At 65.0% G+C, this 20,535-nt stretch carries 20 protein-coding genes; 11 read left to right on the top strand and 9 right to left on the bottom strand.

What is annotated here, in order from left to right:
- The first annotated feature begins 25 nt into the window (after positions 1-25).
- From ACTJKE_RS08240 to mnhG, 7 genes are all read left to right on the top strand, one after another.
- On the top strand, positions 26-2,665 hold the full coding sequence (locus ACTJKE_RS08240) for a bifunctional diguanylate cyclase/phosphodiesterase (RefSeq protein WP_440691805.1): 2,640 nt from the start codon (positions 26-28) through the stop codon (positions 2,663-2,665).
- Between the two features lie 329 nt (positions 2,666-2,994).
- A complete protein-coding gene (locus ACTJKE_RS08235; RefSeq protein ID WP_058325292.1) occupies positions 2,995-5,901 on the top strand; it encodes a monovalent cation/H+ antiporter subunit A in 2,907 nt (968 codons plus the stop codon).
- Positions 5,901-6,248: a Na+/H+ antiporter subunit C gene (locus ACTJKE_RS08230; protein ID WP_057254533.1), complete on the top strand. Its 348-nt coding sequence runs from the start codon at positions 5,901-5,903 to the stop codon at positions 6,246-6,248. The genes ACTJKE_RS08235 and ACTJKE_RS08230 overlap by 1 nt, the downstream gene beginning before the upstream one ends.
- The gene (locus tag ACTJKE_RS08225; RefSeq protein ID WP_057254532.1) at positions 6,241-7,857 is read left to right on the top strand and encodes a monovalent cation/H+ antiporter subunit D; all 1,617 of its coding nucleotides are present in this window, start codon (positions 6,241-6,243) and stop codon (positions 7,855-7,857) included. The genes ACTJKE_RS08230 and ACTJKE_RS08225 overlap by 8 nt, the downstream gene beginning before the upstream one ends.
- A gap of 3 nt (positions 7,858-7,860) precedes the next feature.
- Positions 7,861-8,346, top strand: coding sequence for a Na+/H+ antiporter subunit E (locus ACTJKE_RS08220; RefSeq protein ID WP_057254531.1), 486 nt, complete (start codon positions 7,861-7,863; stop codon positions 8,344-8,346).
- Entirely contained in the window at positions 8,343-8,624 is a 282-nt protein-coding gene (locus ACTJKE_RS08215; RefSeq protein ID WP_057254530.1) for a K+/H+ antiporter subunit F, read from the top strand. The genes ACTJKE_RS08220 and ACTJKE_RS08215 overlap by 4 nt, the downstream gene beginning before the upstream one ends.
- Positions 8,621-8,992 (top strand): monovalent cation/H(+) antiporter subunit G, encoded by a 372-nt coding sequence (gene mnhG / locus ACTJKE_RS08210; protein WP_058326881.1) that lies wholly within the window; start codon positions 8,621-8,623, stop codon positions 8,990-8,992. Before ACTJKE_RS08215 ends, mnhG begins: the two co-directional genes overlap by 4 nt.
- 57 nt (positions 8,993-9,049) lie before the next feature.
- Here mnhG and cobM read toward each other — a convergent pair whose 3' ends face one another.
- Positions 9,050-9,811 carry a precorrin-4 C(11)-methyltransferase gene (cobM, locus tag ACTJKE_RS08205; RefSeq protein ID WP_440691654.1) on the bottom strand — a complete coding sequence of 254 codons (762 nt, stop codon included), beginning with the start codon at positions 9,809-9,811 and terminating at the stop codon, positions 9,050-9,052.
- Positions 9,812-9,935: 124 nt separating this feature from the next.
- Complete coding sequence (gene cbiE / locus ACTJKE_RS08200) at positions 9,936-11,177, bottom strand: precorrin-6y C5,15-methyltransferase (decarboxylating) subunit CbiE (protein WP_440691652.1); 1,242 nt, start codon at positions 11,175-11,177, stop codon at positions 9,936-9,938.
- Between cbiE and ACTJKE_RS08195 the strand changes: the two genes are divergently transcribed.
- Positions 11,146-11,931 (top strand): cobalt-precorrin-6A reductase, encoded by a 786-nt coding sequence (locus ACTJKE_RS08195; RefSeq protein ID WP_110880672.1) that lies wholly within the window; start codon positions 11,146-11,148, stop codon positions 11,929-11,931. The two genes, cbiE and ACTJKE_RS08195, sit on opposite strands and share 32 nt — an antisense overlap.
- On the opposite strand, the gene ACTJKE_RS08190 is transcribed toward ACTJKE_RS08195, so the two are convergent.
- The 6 genes from ACTJKE_RS08190 to ung form a co-directional block, all read right to left on the bottom strand.
- Complete coding sequence (locus tag ACTJKE_RS08190) at positions 11,910-12,674, bottom strand: precorrin-3B C(17)-methyltransferase (RefSeq protein ID WP_440691650.1); 765 nt, start codon at positions 12,672-12,674, stop codon at positions 11,910-11,912. The two genes, ACTJKE_RS08195 and ACTJKE_RS08190, sit on opposite strands and share 22 nt — an antisense overlap.
- A complete protein-coding gene (locus tag ACTJKE_RS08185) occupies positions 12,671-13,408 on the bottom strand; it encodes a precorrin-2 C(20)-methyltransferase (protein ID WP_110880649.1) in 738 nt (245 codons plus the stop codon). The genes ACTJKE_RS08190 and ACTJKE_RS08185 overlap by 4 nt, the downstream gene beginning before the upstream one ends.
- Positions 13,405-14,037, bottom strand: a complete 633-nt coding sequence (locus ACTJKE_RS08180; RefSeq protein ID WP_057254524.1) for a precorrin-8X methylmutase — start codon at positions 14,035-14,037, stop codon at positions 13,405-13,407. Before ACTJKE_RS08180 ends, ACTJKE_RS08185 begins: the two co-directional genes overlap by 4 nt.
- A gap of 2 nt (positions 14,038-14,039) precedes the next feature.
- Complete coding sequence (gene cobG / locus ACTJKE_RS08175) at positions 14,040-15,407, bottom strand: precorrin-3B synthase (protein WP_440659923.1); 1,368 nt, start codon at positions 15,405-15,407, stop codon at positions 14,040-14,042.
- Positions 15,408-15,517: 110 nt separating this feature from the next.
- Positions 15,518-16,288, bottom strand: coding sequence for a precorrin-6A synthase (deacetylating) (cobF, locus tag ACTJKE_RS08170; RefSeq protein ID WP_440659910.1), 771 nt, complete (start codon positions 16,286-16,288; stop codon positions 15,518-15,520).
- A 95-nt stretch (positions 16,289-16,383) separates the two neighbouring features.
- Positions 16,384-17,091: a uracil-DNA glycosylase gene (ung, locus tag ACTJKE_RS08165; RefSeq protein WP_057254522.1), complete on the bottom strand. Its 708-nt coding sequence runs from the start codon at positions 17,089-17,091 to the stop codon at positions 16,384-16,386.
- Positions 17,092-17,316: 225 nt separating this feature from the next.
- Between ung and modA the strand changes: the two genes are divergently transcribed.
- The 3 genes from modA (at position 17,317) to modC (ending at position 20,048) form a co-directional block, all read left to right on the top strand.
- Positions 17,317-18,108 (top strand): molybdate ABC transporter substrate-binding protein, encoded by a 792-nt coding sequence (gene modA / locus ACTJKE_RS08160; protein ID WP_440659909.1) that lies wholly within the window; start codon positions 17,317-17,319, stop codon positions 18,106-18,108.
- Positions 18,109-18,276: 168 nt separating this feature from the next.
- Complete coding sequence (gene modB / locus ACTJKE_RS08155; RefSeq protein ID WP_093233588.1) at positions 18,277-18,978, top strand: molybdate ABC transporter permease subunit; 702 nt, start codon at positions 18,277-18,279, stop codon at positions 18,976-18,978.
- A complete protein-coding gene (modC, locus tag ACTJKE_RS08150) occupies positions 18,975-20,048 on the top strand; it encodes a molybdenum ABC transporter ATP-binding protein (RefSeq protein WP_440691648.1) in 1,074 nt (357 codons plus the stop codon). The genes modB and modC overlap by 4 nt, the downstream gene beginning before the upstream one ends.
- Here the strand turns inward: modC and ACTJKE_RS08145 are convergent.
- Positions 20,042-20,443, bottom strand: a complete 402-nt coding sequence (locus ACTJKE_RS08145) for a winged helix-turn-helix domain-containing protein (protein ID WP_058325332.1) — start codon at positions 20,441-20,443, stop codon at positions 20,042-20,044. The genes modC and ACTJKE_RS08145 overlap by 7 nt on opposite strands.
- Between the last annotated feature and the right edge of the window lie 92 nt (positions 20,444-20,535).

Genomic DNA, 20,535 nt, shown 5'->3' with positions numbered 1-20,535 from the left:
TGCCAGACATGCTTTCAACCTCGGAATGAAGAGGCTCTCCAGGGTTTTAACGCCAAGCTACCTTCCGGCGGTCATCGCGGCTTTCGTGGTCCTGGTGGCCGGCATCCTGGCGGACAATCAGAACCAGGTGGTAGCCGAGGCGCGGTTGCGCGCACGGGTAGCCGAAGAGCTCAATCCCATCCGCTCCAAGCTCGAAGCCAACGTCAACGGCAATATCCAGCTCGTGCGCGGCTTGATCGGCACGCTCGTCACCGAGCCGGGCATGGATCAGAAGCGCTTCGCCGCCCTTTCGCGCAGCATCTTTACCGAACGCTCGCAACTGCGCAGCATCGCTGCCGCGCCGAACCTCGTCGTCTCGCTCGTCTACCCGCTCAAAGGAAATGAGAAGGCGCTGGGGCTCGATTACCGCAAGAACGAGTTGCAGCGCGCTGCCGTCATGCGTGTCAAGGACACCAGGCAGATGGTGCTTGCCGGCCCGGTGGATCTCGTCCAGGGCGGACGTGGGCTGATCGGCCGCTTCCCGGTAATGATCGACGCCGGCGGCGGCAGCAATCGCTTCTGGGGCATCGTCTCCGCCATCATCGACATCGACCGCCTCTATCGTGACAGCGGCCTCCTTTCCGAACAGCCCGGCATAGATATCGCAATAGCCGGGCGCGACGGCACCGGCGCGGACGGGCAGGTCTTCTTTGGCGACCCCGCGATCTTCAAGCATTCGCCGGTCGGGATGACCGTGCTGTTGCCCGGCGGCTCCTGGCGCATTGCAGCCGTTCCCAGGGGCGGCTGGCCGACGACGGCCGGCAATGCCTGGTTCATCCGCGGATTGATCGTTCTCGGCGGCCTGATGATCATCCTGCCGATGGTGCTGACCGGTCGCCTGATGAGCGAGCGGCAGATGAACATCCGCGCGCTGAGGCACAGCAAGGCGCAGCTGCAGGAACTCTCCCATCGCCTCAAGATCGCGCTGGACTCGTCGCAGATCGGCATTTGGGAGCTGGATATTGCGAGCGGCAAGCTGCTTTGGGACGACCGGATGCGCGAACTCTACGGTCGCGCCGGCTCTACCCGCGAGACCTATGAGGACTGGAGGAGCGCCCTTTATTCCGACGATCTCCAGCGCGCCGAGGCCGAGTTCGCAGAAGCGCTCGAGACGGGCGACGCCTACAACTCGGACTTCCGCATCTGCCTCCCAGACGGCAGTTTGCGTCACATTCGCGCGATCGGCTCCGCCTATATCGGCGCCGATGGCATGCGGAAGGTCGTCGGGGTTAACTGGGACGTCACCGCCGACTTCGAGACCCGCGAAACCCTGTTCGAAGCCAAGCGCATGGCCGAGGCACACAGCGTCGAGCTCGAGGCGGCGCGCCATCGCATGGAATTCAATGCGCTGCACGATCCGCTGACCGGCCTGCCGAACCGCCGGTTCCTCGATCAGGTCCTGGCCGAGCGCAACAGGCATTTCGCACCGGAGGCCCGGCTCAGCATATTCCACATGGACCTCGACCGGTTCAAGCAGATCAACGATACGCTCGGCCACGCCGCCGGCGACGAGATCCTGCGCCATGCCGCCGAGCTGCTCCGGGGCAATGCGGATGCCAGGGACTTCGTCGCTCGCATCGGCGGCGATGAGTTCGTCATCGTTCGCCAGGATGGCGGGATGGAACCGGACGCCGCACTCGCATCCCGCATCATCGAGGCGATGAGCGTGCCCGTCCGCTACAAGGACCAGGAGTGCCGCATCGGCGTCAGCATCGGCATTGCTGCTCAGGCCAAGGCAACGGATGATCTGTCGCACGTGCTGGTCAATGCCGATATTGCGCTCTACGAAGCCAAGCGCCGCGGCCGCAACCGGCACGAGACCTTTACCGGTGAGCTGAAGACGGCCGTTTTCAAGACCAAGCAGACGGCCGACGAGATCCTTCGCGGGCTGGAGCACAACGAGTTCATCGCCCATTTCCAGCCGCAGTTCTGCCCGCGATCCCTCGACATAACAGGTGTCGAGGCACTGGCGCGCTGGGATCACCCGTCCAAGGGACTGCTCGGCCCGCATACCTTCCTGAAGACGGCGGAAGACATCAACGTGGTCGCGTCGATCGACCAGGCAATCCTGGAACAGGCGCTATTCCAGATCTACCGCTGGGAGGCGGGCGGCATCCATATTCCCAAGGTCTCGGTCAATCTGTCCTATGCACGTCTTCACGACGAAAACCTGATCGATCGCCTCGAACAATTGCAAATTCCGGCGGGCCGCCTGTCCTTCGAACTCCTGGAATCGATCTCCTTTGACGAGAGCGACGTGACCGTGCTTTCCAACATCCGCCGAATCAAGGAACTCGGCATCGACATCGAGATCGACGATTTCGGCACCGGCTATGCCTCGATCCTGAGCCTTCTGAAGCTGACCCCGCGGCGGCTGAAGATCGACCGCCAGCTCGTCCTGCCGATCCTCGACTCGCCCGCCGAAAAGCGCCTCGTCGAATCGATCATCGATATCGGCACGTCGCTCGGCATCGAAGTAATCGCCGAAGGCGTCGAGACGCTGGAACACGCCCATATCCTGAAGGAACTCGGCTGCCACGGGCTGCAGGGTTATGCCTTCGCGCGGCCGATGAACGCCAACGACCTCGCGACCTTCGCCTTCGAGCGCCGCTGGCTTGCGGCCTGAGAAGCACGCCGGCCTGCTGCAAAAAACACGGTGCGTGCATTTTTCGCACCGGTAAGGCTTGGCAGCTTTGCCGCGAATCGCCATAAAAACAATTGCCTGCCTCCACGTCTTGGGATCGGCGGCATCACCTGCGGCAGTCGCTGATGCGACCGCCCTTTCGGGCCTCTAGGGCGTCCCGCTTCAAGGGCAACCCACTGAAGCGGAAAAGATGCTCTAGATTCAAACTCCTGGTGCGTCCCCTGTGCATTCTTTTGAAAGCACGGCGCTCTGGTGCCCGCTCTCCATGAAACCCGAACGAAGGGAACGGTACGATCGAATACGCGGGAAAATTGCTTTCTGTCTTCATTCTCGCCCCATTTGCGGGAAGCCTCCTTGCAATCTTCTTTCCGCCCGATCAACGCGGTGCGACAGCCTGGTTCGCAGGAACGATCGCGCTCCTGTGTTTCCTCGTCGCCGCCAGCCTCTATCCCTTCGTCACCTCGGGCGGCGTGCTGCGCTACGACATCGCTTGGCTCCCTGAACTCGGCCTCAATTTCACGCTCCGGATGGACGGCTTCGCCTGGCTCTTTACGGTGCTGGTGACGGCGATCGGCGTGCTCGTCGTGCTTTACGCCCGCTACTACATGGCCGCGGAAGACCCGGTGCCGCGCTTCCTGGCGCTGTTTCTTGCCTTCATGGGCTCGATGCTCGGCGTCGTGCTTTCAGGCAATCTCATCCTGCTTGCGGTCTTCTGGGAACTGACGAGCATCGTTTCGTTCCTCCTGATCGGCTACTGGCACCACAATGCCCATGCCCGCGACGGCGCCCGCATGGCGTTGACCGTGACCGGCACGGGCGGCCTCTGCATGCTCGTCGGCCTCCTGCTGATGGGCCGCATCGTCGGCAGCTACGACCTCGACGTCGTGCTGGCGTCGGGCGATCTGATCCGCAACTCGCCGCTCTATATGCCTGTCCTGATCCTGGTCCTGCTCGGCGCATTGACGAAAAGCGCGCAGTTCCCGTTCCACTTCTGGCTGCCGCACGCGATGTCGGCACCGACCCCGGTCTCCGCCTACCTGCACTCCGCAACCATGGTGAAGGCAGGCGTCTTCCTGCTCGTGCGTCTGTGGCCGGTGATGGCCGGTACCGAGGCCTGGTTCTGGATCGTCGGCCTTGCCGGGCTCTCCACCCTGCTGCTCGGCGCCTATTTCGCCATCTTCCAGCAGGACCTCAAAGGCCTGCTGGCCTATTCCACCATCAGCCATCTCGGCCTGATCACGGTGCTGTTGAGCCTCGGCAGCCCGCTTGCAGCGGTCGCCGCGGTCTTCCACATCGTCAACCACGCCACCTTCAAGGCGTCGCTGTTCATGGCGGCTGGCATCATCGACCACGAGACCGGAACGCGCGACATGCGCAAGCTCGGCGGGCTGATCCGCTACATGCCGGGAACGGCGGTGCTCGCCATGGTCGCGAGCGCTGCCATGGCTGGTGTTCCGCTTCTGAACGGTTTCATCTCGAAGGAAATGTTCTTCGCCGAGGCGATCGAGACACACCAGGCCAACATCCTCGACACGATGACGCCCTATATCGCGACGCTCGCCGGCATGTTCGCGGTCACCTATTCGCTGCGTTTCATCCATAGCGTCTTCTTCGGCAAGACGCCGGAGGATCTGCCAAAGGTGCCGCACGAGCCGCCGCGCTGGATGCGCGTGCCGATCGAATTCCTGGTGCTCGCCTGCCTGGTCGTCGGCATCATTCCGGCGATCACCATCGGTCCGTTCCTGCACACGGCGGTCGTATCGATCCTGGGCGCCAGCACGCCATACTACAGCCTCTCCGTCTGGCATGGCTGGAACCTGCCGCTAATCATGAGCTTCGTGGCGCTGGCGGGCGGCGTCGGCCTCTATTTCCTGATGCGCAATTATCTTGCGACCAGCATCGAGGGGCCGCCGATCTTCCGCCTGCTGCACGGCCAGCGCATCTTCGAGCGCGTGCTCGTGACGCTCTCCTGGAAATGGGCACGTTCGCTCGAACAACGGCTCGGCACCCGGCGGCTGCAGCCGCAGATGCGCTTCCTCGTCTTCATCGCCGTCGCCGCCGGTGCGCTGCCGCTGCTTCTAAGCAAATACGAGCTGCCGCCGCTTCTCGTTCGCAGCATCGATCCGGCCTTCGCGCTGCTCTGGGCGGTCGGCATCGCCTGCGCGATCGGCGCGGCGCTGCTGGCAAAATTCCACCGGCTCGCCGCACTCGTGCTGCTTGGCGGCGCCGGTCTCACCACCTGCCTGACCTTCGTCTGGCTTTCGGCGCCGGACCTTGCCGTGACTCAGCTGCTCGTCGAGATCGTCACGACGGTCCTCATCCTGCTCGGTCTTCGCTGGCTGCCGAAGCGTATCGAGGATACGCAGGAATCGGAGCTGCTGTCATTGCGGGTCCGCTTCCGCCGTCTGCGCGACTTCCTGCTGGCGATCGCCGCCGGCGGCGGCGTGGCGCTCATCGCCTATACGATGATGACCCGGCCCATGCCCGAGACGATCGCCAGCTACTTCCTCGAGCGCGCCTACAAGGAGGGCGGCGGCACCAACGTCGTCAACGTCATCCTCGTCGACTTCCGCGGCTTCGACACGCTCGGCGAAATCGCCGTTCTGGCAATCGTCGCGCTCACGGTCTTCGCTCTGCTCCTGCGCTTCCGCCCGCAGGCCGACAGCCTGGAGGCACCGGAACAGCAGCGCGTCCAGAACGCCTTCGACGACGACCACCCGGATCGCAGCAAGGGCGACAGCGTCGCCGAGTATCTGTTCGTGCCTTCTGTGATCATGCGCTGGATGTTCCCGGTCATCGGCATGCTCGCCGCCTATCTGTTCCTGCGCGGCCATGACCTGCCGGGCGGCGGCTTTGCGGCAGGCATCGCCATGTCGATCGGCTTTATCCTGCAATACATGTCCGGCGGCACCCGCTGGGTCGAGGAACGGCTGCGCATCCATCCGCTGCGCTGGATGAGCATCGGTCTGCTGGTTGCCGCGACCACCGGCATCGGCTCCTGGCTCTTCGGTTATCCGTTCCTCACCTCGCACGCGCAATACGTCACGCTGCCGATCGTCGGGAAGTTCCCGCTCGCCAGCGCGCTGTTCTTCGATCTCGGCGTCTTCTCGCTGGTGCTCGGCGCAACGGTGCTGATCCTCATCGCCCTTGCCCACCAGTCGATCCGTGCGCCGCGTGCCCATGCCCGCGCCACGCGGAGCGGAAAGGAGGCCCGCTAATGGAGATCATCCTCTCTGTCGCGATCGGCGTGCTGACCGCATCGGGCGTCTACCTGCTGCTGCGTCCGCGCACCTACCAGGTGATCATCGGCCTCTCGCTGCTTTCCTATGCGGTCAACCTCTTCATCTTCGGCATGGGGCGTCTTCGCGTGAACGCGCCGCCGGTGCTGGAACCCGGCGGCGTCGGCGACCTCAGCCGCTATACCGATCCGGTGCCGCAGGCGCTCGTCCTGACCGCGATCGTCATCGGCTTTGCGATGACCGCGCTCTTCCTCGTCGTGCTGCTCGCCTCGCGCGGCTTCACGGGCACCGACCACGTCGACGGCCGGGAGCAGCGCCATGACTAACTGGGTGCACCACCTGCTGATTCTGCCGATCCTGCTGCCGCTGATGGTCGGTGCCGCGATGATCCCGATCGACGAGCGCAACCGCATGCTGAAGGGCGTGATGGGCTTCGTCTCGACGCTCGCGCTTTTCATCCTCTCGATGGTGCTGATGCGCATCGCCTCGTTAGACGGCGCCCCCGCCGGCAGCGGCGTCTATCAACTCGGCAACTGGCCGGCGCCCTTCGGGATCGTGCTGGTGCTCGACCGCCTGTCGGCGCTGATGCTGTGCCTGACGAGCGGACTGGCGCTTGCCGCCCAGGCCTATTCGATCGCGCGCTGGCACACGGCCGGCCACCACTTCCATTCGCTGGTCCAGCTGCTGATCGCCGGTCTCAACGGCTCGTTCCTGACCGGCGACCTCTTCAACCTCTTCGTCTTCTTCGAGATGATGCTGGCGGCATCCTACGGCCTGCTGCTGCACGGCTCCGGGCCGCTCCGCGTCAAGGCGGGCCTGCATTACGTTGCTATCAACCTCGCTGCCTCATCGCTCTTCCTGATCGGCGTCAGCCTGATCTATGGCGCGACCGGCACGCTCAACATGGCCGATCTGTCGATGAAACTGGCGACGCTCTCGCCGGATGACCGCCAGATGGTTGAGGTCGGAGCGGGCGTGCTCGGCGTCGCCTTCCTGGTGAAGGCCGGCATGTGGCCCTTGAGCTTCTGGCTGCCGACAGCCTATTCGGCCGCGACACCGCCGGTGGCCGCCGTCTTCGCGATCCTGACCAAGGTCGGCATTTACGTCATCCTCAGGCTTTCGCTGCTGGTCTTCGGCGCCAGCGCCGGCGCTTCCGCAGGCTTCGGCCAACCGATCCTGCTTCTGGGTGGCCTGCTGACAATCGCCTTCGGCGCGATCGGCGTGCTGGCCTCCCAGGCAATGGGCCGTCTGGCCGCCTATTCGGTGCTCGTTTCTTCCGGCACCCTGCTCGCCGCAATCGGCCTCGGCCATCCGAGCATGATTGCCGGCGCGCTGTTCTATCTCGTCAGCTCGACACTGACGATCTCCGCCTTTTTCCTCTTGATCGAACTGGTCGAGCGTGGCCGTGACGCCGGCGCCGACGTTCTGGCGGTGACGATGGAAGCCTACGGCGATGCCGACGAGGACGAGGAGGAAGAAGTGGTCGGCGCCGCGATCCCCGGCACCATGGCGATCCTCGGCCTCTGCTTCTGCCTTTGCGCCCTGCTGCTCGCCGGCCTGCCGCCGCTCTCCGGCTTCGTCGCCAAATTCGCGATCCTCGGCGGTCTTTTCGGCCTGTCGGGAGCCGAAGCCACTCCGGCGATTTCCGCAGCCGACTGGACCTATGTCACCCTCTTGATCGTCTCCGGTCTCGCCGCGATGATCGCCATGAACCGCGTCGGCATCCGCACTTTCTGGGCGTCGATTGAAAACACCGTGCCGCGGGTGGTCGTCATCGAGATCACACCCGTCGTCGTGTTGCTCGCCACCTGCATATACCTCAGCGTGCAGGCCGGCCCGACGATGCGCTACATGCAGGCGACGGCGGACTCGCTTCTGAACCCGGCAGGCTATGCAGAACGCGTACTCACCGCACCGCGGGCGGGAGGGCAATAGCCGATGCGCACCTGGTTTCCCTACCCGCTTCTTTCGGCCGGTTTGCTCGCCATCTGGCTGCTGCTCAATCAGTCGGTCGCCCCCGGCACGATCCTCATGGGTTCCGTGCTCGCCACCGGTCTCGGCTGGGTGACGCTCAAGCTCGGTCTCGCCCGTTCGCACCCGCGGCGGGTCCTGCTGATGCTGCGTTTCGGCTTTACCATTGCGCTCGACATCATCCGATCCAACCTGGCCGTCGCTGCCGTCATTCTAAGGGGCCGACGCAGACCGCCGAATTCCGGCTTCCTGACCGTCGATATCGATCTCGATGACGAAAATGCCCTGGCGCTGCTCGCCTGCGTCATGACGGCGACGCCGGGAACGGCCTGGCTCGAATACGATCGCCTGCGCAAATCCCTGCTCTTCCATGTGCTCGACATGGAGAACGAGCGCGTTTGGATCGATACGGTCAAGCGCTACGAGGCCGCCTTGAAGGAGATATTCGGATGATGGAACTCACGATCATCTGGTCGATCCTGATTGCCCAGATCATGCTCGGCCTGGCTATGGCCTTCGCCTTCTACCGCATGGTGAGAGGACCGCGCGCGCAGGATCGCATCCTCGGCCTCGACACGCTCTACATCAACGCCATGCTGATGCTGCTCACCTTCGGCATCCGCACGGCAAACTCGATCTATTTCGAATCGGCGTTGATCGTCGCGCTGATCGGTTTCGTTTCGTCGATCGCCTTCGGCAAGTTCCTGATGCGCGGGGAGATCATCGAATGAGCCATGTCACCGACCTTCCCGTCTGGGCGGCCATTCTGGTCTGCGGGCTCACGGTTCTGGGCGCTGCCATAGCGCTGATCGGCTCGGTCGGCCTGCTGCGGTTTACCAGCTTTTACGAGCGGCTGCATGCGCCGACGCTGGCAACCAGCGGCGGCGTGCTGCTGATCTGCACAGCCTCGATCATCTGCTTCGCCGTGCTGCAGAGCCGCTGGGTGTTCCACGAAATCCTGATCATCGTCTTCGTTCTCGTCACCACACCGATGACGCTGATGCTGCTCGGGCAGGCCGCACTCTATCGCGACCGCGTGGAAGAAAAACACGGCGTGCCGCTCAAGCAGCGTCCGCCGCGCGAAGAACCGGCAGAGTAGGTTTCAGCCTGCGCAACGACAGGGAAAGCCGGCGACAGGGACCTGAAGCGACCCGGCCTATTCGCCGCGGCCCCTGAACCGTCGCTGATAGGCGGGATCGTAGAGCGAACTCTCGCGGAAATCGGAGGCTTCGAGCCCCGGGCCGACGAAGATCAGCGCGGTGCGCTCGATCGGCTCTTCCGCCACCTTGGCGGCGATGTCCCCGAGCGTGCCACGCACCACCCGCTCGTCCGGCCAGGAGGCTTTGACGACGATAGCAACAGGGCAATCGGCGCCATAAAGCGGCGTCAGTTCCTCGACCACCTGCTGGAGCGCGTGGATGGCGAGATGGATCGCCAGCGTCGCGCCGGTGGCGCCGAAGGCGGCGAGCGTCTCACTGTTCGGCATCGGTGAGGCGCGGCCGGAGACGCGGGTCAGCACCAGGCTCTGGGCAACCGCCGGGATCGTGAGCTCGCGGCCAAGGGCTGAGGCGGCGGCGGCAAAGGACGGCACGCCCGGCGTCATCGTGTAGGCGATGCCGTGCTTCTCCAGCCGGCGGATCTGCTCGGCCACCGCACTCCAAACCGAGAGGTCGCCGGAATGAAGCCGCGCCACGTCGAGACCGTCGGCAGCTGCCTTCACATATTCCGCCTCGATTTCGTCCAGCGACATCGGCGCGGTATCGACGATACGCGCACCCGGCGGGCAATACTGCAGGAGGTCCGGCGAAACGATCGAGCCGGCATAGAGGCAGACCGGGCAACGCCCGATCAGGTCGCGGCCGCGCACCGTGATCAGATCCGCAGCACCCGGACCGGCGCCGATGAAATGTACCGTCATTTGCCACTCTCACTTTTCGTTCTGGCGCCGTTGCCGACGCAAACTGCTTCACGCTCCCGCTGGTTTTGCCCGCTTTTCTTCCGCATTTCCGGACGCAAAACCGCTTCGCACTGCTGGTATTGTTCTAGCTCTTCGCCCAGGACCACTGCGTCACCGGCATGGCAGGCCGCCAGCCGGTCATCGCGCCAACGGGACCGGCTCGTGCGATATCGATGCGGATCAGCGAGCCGCCGAACCGCGCGTGGTGATCGAGCAGCACCGCTTCCATGTCCGTTGTCACCGCGTTGGCGACCAGACGTCCACCAGGCCCGAGCGCCGCGATCGCCGCCTCCATCACGCCGGCTTCGCTGCCGCCGCCGCCGATGAAGATCGCATCGGGCTGCGGCAGGCCGGCAAGGGCGGCCGGCGCATCACCTTCGACCACCGTCAGCCCGGGCACACCGAACATCGTCGCATTGCGGCCGATGCGGGCCGCACGCTCCGGCGACACTTCGATAGAGATCGCGCGCATGGTCGGGTCGGCGAGCATCCATTCGATACCGATCGAGCCGGAGCCGCCGCCGATATCCCAGAGCAGTTCGCCCTTGCGCGGCGCCAGTGCTGACAGCGTCAAAGCCCTGACCTCGCGCTTGGTGATCTGCCCGTCATGCTCGAACAGCGCGTCGTCGCGGCCGGCCGCAAGCGGCAGGATGCGTGCGCCCTCGTCGGCCGTCACCTCTATGGCGCAGACATTCAAGGGGTGCACGAGGCCGAGCATGAAACGCGAGGCGATCTGCGTCGTCACCCGTTCGCCGGCGCCGCCGAGCGCCTCCAGAACCGTCAGCCGGGACTGACCGAAGCCGCTGGCGACCAGCAGCTCGGCCAGGTCCCGCGGGCCGGCCCCGTCCGATGTCAGCGTCAGCACGCGCGCGCCCGGATGCAGGTGCGGCCGCACCAGATCGAGCGGACGTCCATGCACTGAGACGAGCGTCGCATCCTGCAAGGCCCAGCCTAGCCGTGAGGCGGCAAGGCTGATCGAGGACGGTGCGGGGAGCGTGCGGATCTCGGCAGACGCGACACGGCGCGCCAGCGTCACGCCGACGCCGAAGAAGAATGGGTCGCCCGAGGCAAGCACCACGACAGGTGTGCTACGGCGACGGACGATTTCCACCACCGAGCGCTCGAGCGGGCTCTGCCAATGATGAGCCTCGCCTGTAATAAGGGAAGCGGCGAGCTCCAGGTGGCGATGACCGCCATAGACGACGGGTGCCTCGGCGATCAACCGCTTGGCCTCGTCGCCGAGACCCGCTACACCATCTTCACCGATACCGATGACGGTCAGCCAGGGGGAGACGATGGCGGGTTCGCTGTTCGACACGTCAGCCATGGAAAAACCTCGCATTCTGATATTGGGCGGCACCACCGAGGCGCGCGAACTGGCGAGCCGATTGGCCGAAGACGCCCACTATGACACCACCATCTCGCTTGCCGGTCGTACCGCCGACCCGCGGCCGCAGCCGGTCAAGACCCGCATCGGCGGTTTCGGCGGCGCCGATGGGCTGGCGCACTTCCTGCGCGACGAAAACATCGCCCTGCTGGTCGACGCCACGCATCCCTTTGCCGCGCGCATATCGCACAATGCCGCGGAAGCGGCGCAACGAACCGGAATTCCGCTGCTTGCCCTTCGCCGACCGGAATGGCTGCCCCTGCCCGGCGATCGCTGGACCACCGTCGACAGCGTTGTCGAAGCGGTGAGCGCGCTTGGCGATCGCCGCCGGCGCGTCTTCCTCGCCATCGGCCGGCAGGAGGCGTTCCACTTCGAGGTCGCACCGCAGCACAGCTACGTTATCCGCAGCGTCGATCCGGTCACTCCGCCGCTTAACCTGCCCGACCAGGAGGCGGTCCTGGCGACCGGCCCCTTCAAGGAAGCCGATGAAGCCGCGCTGCTTGAGACCCGGAAGATCGACGTGATCGTCGCCAAGAACAGCGGCGGCAGCGCCACCTATGGCAAGATTGCCGCGGCGCGCCGGCTGGGCATCGAGGTGATCATGGTCGAGCGGCGCAAGCCGACGGACGTGCCCGCCGTAGGCAGTTGCGACGAGGCGCTCGACCGCATCGCTCACTGGCTCGCCCCCGCATAGAAGCGCGGCGTGTAGACGAGATCCGGCTGCCCTTCACGCTCGACGATGCGCGTTTCCGGCGAGCCGATGATGACGCAGGTCGCCATATCGGCGCGATTGGCATCGGCCTCGCCGAGCGGCATCACCGCGATGCGCTCGTCCGGCCGTCCGGCCGCGCGGCCGAAGATGACCGGCACCGTTGCCGGCAGCACACCGCGCAGGATCTCGAAGGCTTCGCCGAGCTGCCACGGTCGCGCCTTGCTGATCGGATTGTAGAGCGCAATGACGAGCCCCGCTTCCGCCGCCAGCCTGAGCCGCCGGGTGATGACCTCCCATGGCTTCAGGTTGTCGGAGAGAGACATCGCGCAGAAATCATGACCGAGCGGCGCGCCGATACGGGCGGCAACGGCGAGCATGGCCGTCACGCCGGGCGTGATCACCAGTTCGACCGATTTCCATTCCTTGGGCCCCTTGTCGATCGCCTCGCAGACGGCGGCCGCCATCGCAAAGACGCCGGGATCGCCGCCGGAGACCATGCAGACCTTGGCGCCGGCAGCAGCCCGTGTCAGCGCCACCTGTGCCCGGTCGAGCTCCTCGCGATTGTCGGAGGCGACGCGCAGCTGGTCGGGACGCAGGTTCAGCCGATCGAGATAGGGAAAATAGCCGTAAAACTCTTCCGCCGCCGCAACGGCTTCCACCGTCTCCGGCGTCATCTGCTTCGGGCTGCCCGGGCCGGTGCCGACCACATAGAGTGTACCGGTCATGGCCTGTCCTTCCAGCCGGGCACGAGCACCAGCGAGAAATAGGGCGCCTCGTCGTCGGCCTTCTCGGCAAGCGCCGTCATCGCCGCGTTCTTCATCGTGCCGCGCTCGACATAGACGGCCTGGTCGAGACGGCCGGAAGCGGCAAGCGCCCGGCGGATCTTCGGCAGATTGCGCCCGACCTTCATGATGACGGCCGCTTCGGTATCCCCAAGCCGCCGGCCGAGTTCGGCCTCGGCCATGGTGCCCGGAAGCACCGAAAGCACGTCGTCGCCCTGCACCAGCGGCAGGCCGGCAAGCGACCAGCAGCCGGACATGGCGGTAATGCCGGGGATCACCTCAACCGGGAAGCGGTTGGCGAGCCGCACATGCAGGTGCATGTAGGAGCCATAGAACAGCGGATCGCCTTCGCTGAGGACCGCGACCGTGCGCCCGGCAAGAAGATGCGTCGCCACGGCTTCGGCGGATGCATTGTAGAAATCGGTGATCTGGCTCTTGTAGGCGCCGTCGTCCTTGTCGATTTCGGTCGTCACCGGATAGTAGAGCGGCAGCTCCAGGAGATCGGGCTTCAGCAGACCTTCGACCACGGCGCGGCCGTTGCCGCTGCGCCCGGCCTTGGCGAAATAGGCAAGCACATCGGCCTCGCCCAGTGCCTTCACCGCCTTGACCGTCAAGAGCTCCGGATCGCCGGGGCCGGTTCCAACGCCGATCAGGCGCCCCACGCCGGCGCCGCTCACAGGCCCGGCCTCGCGAGCGAATTCAGCGCCGCAGCGGTCATGGCGCTGCCGCCGAGGCGACCGCGCACGATGGCGAAGGGAACGCCGTAGGAATTCTCGGCGAGCGCATCCTTCGATTCCGCCGCGCCGACGAAACCGACGGGCATGCCGAGGATTGCCGCCGGCTTCGGCGCTCCGTCCCGCAGCATTTCGAGCAGGAAAAACAGGGCCGTCGGCGCGTTGCCGATCGCCACGACCGAACCGGCCAGACGCTCGCTCCAGAGTTTGAGCGCCGCGGCAGAGCGGGTGTTTCCGATCTCGGCGGCAATCTCAGGCGTGCGCGGATCGCGCAGCGTGCAGATCACCTCATTGCCGGCCGGCAGCCGTGCGCGGGTAACACCGTGAGCGACCATCTCGGCATCGCAGAGGATCGGTGCGCCGGCCTTGAGCGCCGCGCGGGCCGAGGTCACGAAATCGGGAGAGAAGACGAACTGCTTGGTCGCTTCGACCGAGCCGCAGGCATGCACCATGCGCACCGCCAGATCCGCTTCCTCCTCAGAGAAACCGGAAAGGTCGGCCTCGGCGCGGATGATGGCGAAGGAACGCTCGTAGATGGCGTTGCCATCGCGGATGTAATCATACTCAGGCATGTCTATTCCTGTTCGAACGCTGCCGAGACGCGCGCAGCTCCGAGCCGTGTAAGACAGGACTGCGCCGATTCGCCAGCGTCTTTGTTTTGCCGCACCAGCCGGCCGAGCCGGGCGAGCGCGGATTTCACTCCATTCTCATCGGTGTAGGCGCTTGGCAAGCCGTTCGCAGCCCCATTTACGACAAGCCCGTATCCTGATGGCGCACCGGCCAGCGTCAGCTCCGACCGCCTCGGTCGGGCACAGCCCTTGGCGCAGCCGGACAGATGGACGGTAAGCGAGCCGTCGAGCAGCTCGGGCGCCATCTCGACAAGGCTTTGTGCCATGCCCTTGGTCTCCATCCAGGCGGAGGCACAGCCCTTGCTGCCGGCGCAGGTGGCGATCGCGTTGCGCGGGTCGTCTTCGACGATGCGAAAACCATGCGCCGCTGCCAGGCTCTGGGCGACAGCCGCGGTCTCGTGGCTGAGGCCAAGCACGAAGAAGGCGTGCCCCGGCGCAAGCCGGATCGCAGTGGCGCCAAGCTCCTGGACCTGATGGAGGAAGGCCGCCAGCGCGGAGGCTTCCACCTGGGCAAAGGCAAGGCCGAGACCAAGAACGACCCCGGCGTCACCGAGGTCATGACTGCCGGGAATCGAGGCCGAACTCAGAACTGCCGGACATTCGGACAATGCCTCGCACCGACAAAGGGCGCGGATTTCTGCCGGGTCCAGATCGCGCCCGCGCGCCGTCGTGCCGAGGCTCGCCAGTTTTTCGAGAATGGTGATCAAGGCCGGCACGACCGCGTTGCCGACAAACGTCCCGATGATCGATCCCTTCGCTGCCGTCCCGCCCAGCGACAGCAGCCATCCAGAGCCGTCGGGCGTCGAAAGCGCCCGAAGGCGAATGTCGGCAACCACAGCATTAAGACCAAAGCGTCCGCCACCGTCGATGACGACCGACAGTTTGGGCGCAAGCCTCAGCATCGGCCGGCGCGCCTGCAAGGCTTCCCGAAGCCCTGCCGCGATCGATCGGGGATCGGCGATCTCTGTCGGATCGATACCGGCCAATGGCGGCACCTCAATCGCAAGGCCCTCGGCGATCATGATCTCGGCATCCCCGATCGCCTGCGCCAGCGCCGGCACCGTCGCCTCGCTCAGGCCGCGCAACTGCAGGTTTCCGCGCGCGGTGATCTCGATGATGCCGTTGCCGAAGGTCTCGGCGGCGGCCGCAAGCGCGATGACCTTGGGAATGGTCAGGCTGCCGTCATCGGGCCTGAGCCGCACGAGCAGCCCGTCGCCGGTCTGCATCGGTGCGGCGAGCGACGGACAGGCGCCGCGCCGCATCGAGGCGCTGGCACCGGGTTCTCCAGTCGATGGAAGGGCACAGGTGCTCATCAAATCCGTCATCGCTCGAGGTTCTCCTCCCTGAAGAAGCCCCTTAAGACGCTATAACACAGCCGCAAACCTTGAGTGAGATCAATCACGGCGCGGTCTGTCCGGCGTCCTCACTCCTCGAAGTCGGCGCCCTTGCGTAACAGGTAGATGTCCATGATCCAGCCCATTCTCTCGCGCGCTGCCGCCCGCGTTTCGAGGATCCGGTCCCTCACCTCGGCAAGGCGACCGGATATGACGATCTCATCCGGCGTACCAAGATAGGCGCCCCAGAAGATTTCCGCGTCGGGATCGTCGATCCGCTGAAACGCCTGCTCCCCGTCGAGCATCACGACGGAAGTCTGGCTCTTTTCCGGAAAGCTCTCGTGCAACCGGCGCCCGGTGGTGATCTCCACCGGCTTGCCGACGAGGTTCAGCGGAATGCGGTGGCTGGCGCAGAGCGCCTGCAGGCTGGTGATCCCCGGAACGACGTCATAGTCGAAGGCAACCTGCCCGCGCGCCTTGACCCGCTCGACGATGCGGATGGTGCTGTCATAGAGCATCGGATCGCCCCAGACGAGAAACGCGCCGGTTCCATCCTCGCCCAATTCCTTCGCCAGCAACCCCTCGTAGATCGCGGCAATCTGGGCGTGCCAGTCGTCGACGCTGCCGTCGTAGCTGACGCCCTCGGTGCGGCGCACCGGCACAGCGAATTCGACCGTGCGGCTGTCGCCGCGCGTCACGTAGCGGGCGCAGATGTCGCGGCGCACTTCGGCCAGCTCGGTCTTCTTCGCCCCCTTGGTCGGGATGAACAGCACGTCGGCGCGGTTCAGCGCATTGATCGCCTGTACCGTCATATGCTCCGAATTGCCCGAACCGATGCCGATGATCAGAATTTTGCGCATGTCCTCGCCTCCGCCTGCCTTCTCTCGGCGTGTTTGGCGGATCGCCGTCTCCGGCGCAAGACCTCACCGCGACAGCGGAAACGTCAACGCCGACCTCAGTTCATTTCGGCGACAGCCGGATCTTCGGGCAGCCGCCAGTCGATCGGATCAAAACCCTTGGATTCCAGGAAGGCATTGGCCTGGGAGAAATGCCGGCAGCCGAGAAAACCGGAATGGGCCGACAAGGGCGAAGGATGCGGCGCGCGCAGCACCAGATGGCGCGACCGGTCGACGAAGGCCGCCTTCTTCTGCGCGTAGGAACCCCAGAGCATGAAGACGACGGGATGATCCGCCTCGTTGACCGCGCGGATGATTGCGTCCGTGAACTTCTCCCAACCGCGCCCCTGGTGTGACGCCGCATTGCCGCGCTCCACCGTCAGCACGCTGTTTAAGAGCAGCACACCTTGCTTCGCCCAGCTTTCGAGGAAGCCGTGTCGCGCCGGCGGAATGCCGAGATCTGTATTCAGTTCCTTATAGATGTTGACGAGCGAGGGCGGTGTTCGGATACCGGGGCGCACGCTGAAGCAGAGCCCGTGCGCCTGGCCGTCGCCGTGATAGGGGTCCTGGCCGAGGATGACGACGCGCACTTTGTCGAGCGGCGTCAGGTCGAGCGCGCGGAAGTATTCAGGTCCCCGCGGAAAAATCTGTCTGCCTTCGTTCCTTTGGGCGAGCAGGAACTGCTTGAGCTCGGCCATATAGGCGCTGGAAAATTCCGGCGCCAGCGCTGCCTTCCAGCTCTCTTCGAGCTTCACCGCCGTTTCCATCGCACCTCCGGTCCATCAATTGGCTTTGAGGCCAGCAATTTAGGCCGCCCGACCGCCATCGCAAGCCCCATCGCGGATGTTGCACGGCTTTTGCCTGGAGCGGATGGGCGCGCCGGACGCCGCGCTAGCCGTCTACAAGAGCATTGTATTTCAATGGATACAACGCTAATCAGGAAGCGATATCGTTGTATCCTAAGAGATATCACGCTTCGTTGGAGGAAATCGATGATCAAGAGAAGAGACTGGCTGAAGGGCCTGGTGTTGACACTCTGCCTCGCCTGGGCCGGTACCACCGTCATGCCGGCATCGGCGCAGGCCGAAGAGAAGGTAACGGTCTTTGCGGCCGCTAGCCTCAAGAACGCGCTCGATGCGATCAATGCCGAGTGGCAGAAGGAAAGCGGCAAGGAAACGACCGTTTCCTACGCGGCAAGCTCGGCACTCGCCAAGCAGATCGAACAGGCCGCCCCAGCCGATGTCTTCATCTCTGCCGATCTTGCCTGGATGGACTATCTCACGGACAAGAAGTTGATCAAGGACGACACCCGCTCCAACCTGCTCGGCAACCGCATCGTACTCGTTTCCGGCAAGGCCGACGCAGCAGCCGTCGATATCAAGCAGGGCTTCGACCTGGCAGCCATGCTCGGCGACGGTCGCCTCGCCATGGGTGCCGTCGATTCCGTTCCGGCCGGCAAATACGGCAAGGCGGCGCTCGAAAAGCTCGGCGCCTGGAAGGCCGTAGAGCCCAAGGTCGCCGGCGCCGAAAGCGTGCGCGCGGCACTCCTCCTCGTCTCGCGCGGCGAAGCACCCTATGGCATCGTCTACCAGACCGACGCGGCCGCCGACCCGGGCGTGAAGGTCGTCGGTACCTTCCCGGAAGACAGCCATCCGCCGATCATCTATCCGATTGCGATTACCGCCGAGAGCAAGAGCCCGGATGCCGCCGCCTATGTCGACTTCGTCAAGTCGGCGAAGGCAGCCGCCCTCTTCGAAAAGCAGGGCTTCACCGTCCTTAAGTAATCGGCCTGAAAAGGCGGTGGATCTCGGCTGTCCAGAGGCAGGCGAAGCATCTATCGTCACGTGTCGCCCGCGCCCAAACGCGGGCGACGCGATCATTTGTCAGAGGCGGGGGGCGGACGCAGGCGGACAGCCACATCCCACCGGCCTCGTATCGGGGAGCGACATCTGTTGGACTGGCTTGCAGTAAGCGATGCGGAATGGACGGCGATCCTTTTGAGCCTGCGCGTCGCAACCGTCGCGATGATCTGCAGCCTGCCCTTCGCGCTCGCCATCGCCATGCTGCTCGCGCGCGGCCGTTTCTGGGGCAAGACGCTGCTGAATGGTCTCGTTCACCTGCCGCTGATCCTGCCGCCGGTCGTTACCGGCTTCCTGCTGCTCCTGCTCTTCGGGCGCCGCGGACCGCTCGGCGCCTTCTTTGCCGACTACTTCGGTTTGGTCTTCTCCTTCCGCTGGACGGGCGCGGCGCTCGCCAGCGCGGTCATGGCCTTTCCGCTGATGGTGCGCAGCATCCGCCTGTCGATCGAAGCAATCGACCGCAAGCTCGAGGACGCAGCGACCACGCTCGGCGCCAGCCCGCCCTGGGTCTTTGCCACCGTCACCCTGCCGCTGATCATCCCCGGCATCATCGCCGGCATGATCATCGCCTTTGCCAAGGCGATGGGCGAGTTCGGCGCGACGATCACCTTCGTCTCCAACATTCCCGGCGAGACACAGACGCTGTCGTCTGCGATCTACACCTTCACCCAGGTGCCGGGTGGCGACGCCGGTGCCATGCGACTGACGATCATTTCAATCGTCATTTCCATGGCCGCGCTCATCTTCTCCGAACTGCTGGCGACATTCGCCGCCCGTCGGGTGGCGGCCCAATGAGCCTCACCGTCGAAGCCCGCCACCAGTTCGGCAGTTTCTCGCTCGATGCCGCCTTCACCTCGGACGGCGGCGTTACCGCGCTGTTCGGTCGCTCCGGCTCCGGCAAGACCTCGCTGATCAATATCATCGCCGGGTTGTTGAAGCCGCAAAGCGGTCGCGTTGTGCTCGATGGCGACGTCATCGCCGACAGCGAGCGCCGGATTTTTACCCCGGTGCATCGCCGCCGCTTCGGCTATGTCTTCCAGGAAGCACGCCTCTTTCCGCATTTGAGCGTGCGCCGCAATCTCGCCTATGGCCGCTGGTTCGCCGGCAAGAGCGGCTCCGGTGGCGACTTTGCGCGCATTGTCGAGATGCTCGGGATCGGCCATCTGCTGGAACGCAACCCTTCAGCCCTGTCCGGTGGCGAACGGCAGCGCGTCGCGATCGGCCGTGCGTTGCTCACCGCACCGCGCCTGCTCCTGATGGATGAGCCGCTCGCCGCACTCGACGAGGCCCGCAAGGCCGAGATTCTGCCCTATCTCGAACGGCTGCGTGACGATGCCGGCGTCCCGATCGTCTATGTCAGCCATTCCGTCGGCGAAGTCGCCCGGCTGGCGCGCCGCGTCGTCGTCCTCGAAAACGGCCGGGTCACCGCATCGGGCGCGGCCGCCGAGGTCTTGAGCGCGCCGGCCGCCATGCTCGCCACCGGCAGGCGCGAGGCCGGCGTCCTGCTGGAAGGCGTGGTCGAGGGAACCGATCCGTCCCACGAACTGACGACGGTCCGGGTCGGACGGGAACGGCTGCGCATTGCGGGTGTCAGCGCGGCACCCGGCAGCAGGCTTCGCCTGCACGTCGCCGCGCGCGACGTCATGCTGGCGACATCAAGACCTGTGGAGATCAGCGCGCTCAACGTGCTGGAAGGGCGCATCCTTGCGATCACGGCGGAGGAAGACGGCAGCGTCGATGTCAGGGTGACTTGCGGCGATGCGACGATTGCCGCCCGCATCACCCGCTTTTCACGCGACGCGCTTGCGCTTGTTCCCGGCAAGACGGTCTACGCCATCATAAAATCGGTGGCGATCGATCACTGAGCTTTGCCCGGAACGACCTCGCCAGCGCCTGCTGGCGGATCGCTGCCGCGAACGGATTCGAGCCAGGCAAGATCCTCGGCGATCGCGGCTTGCGTTTTTTCCTCCATCTCGCGGTAGCGCCGGATCAACGTTTCGCCGAAAGGTGTCACCTGCGCCCCGCCACCCTGTTTGCCGCCGCGCTGCGACTCGACCGAAGGCTCGGAGAACATCCGGTTCAAAGCATCGACCAGCAGCCAGGCGCGCCGATAGGACATGTCCATCGCCCGGCCGGCCGCAGAGATCGACCCGGTCTCGCGGATCAACTCCAACAGCATGATCTTGCCGCGGCCGAGCCGGGCGGCGGGCGGAAAATCGATGCGCAGGACGGGGCGAAGATCGGGGCGGCTCTCACTCATGCGGGCGAGCATAGAAGCTCCCCGGGCAAACCGGAAGTCCGCCCGATGGCGAGGCGGACCAGCTTTCCCAAACAAAGTGAGCCGGCAAACCC

The organism is Ensifer sp. 22521 (assembly GCF_052044795.1).
GTDB lineage: Bacteria > Pseudomonadota > Alphaproteobacteria > Rhizobiales > Rhizobiaceae > Ensifer.
Note: the sequence above shows the minus strand (reverse complement) of the source record. Positions and strands in the feature narration are given on the sequence as shown.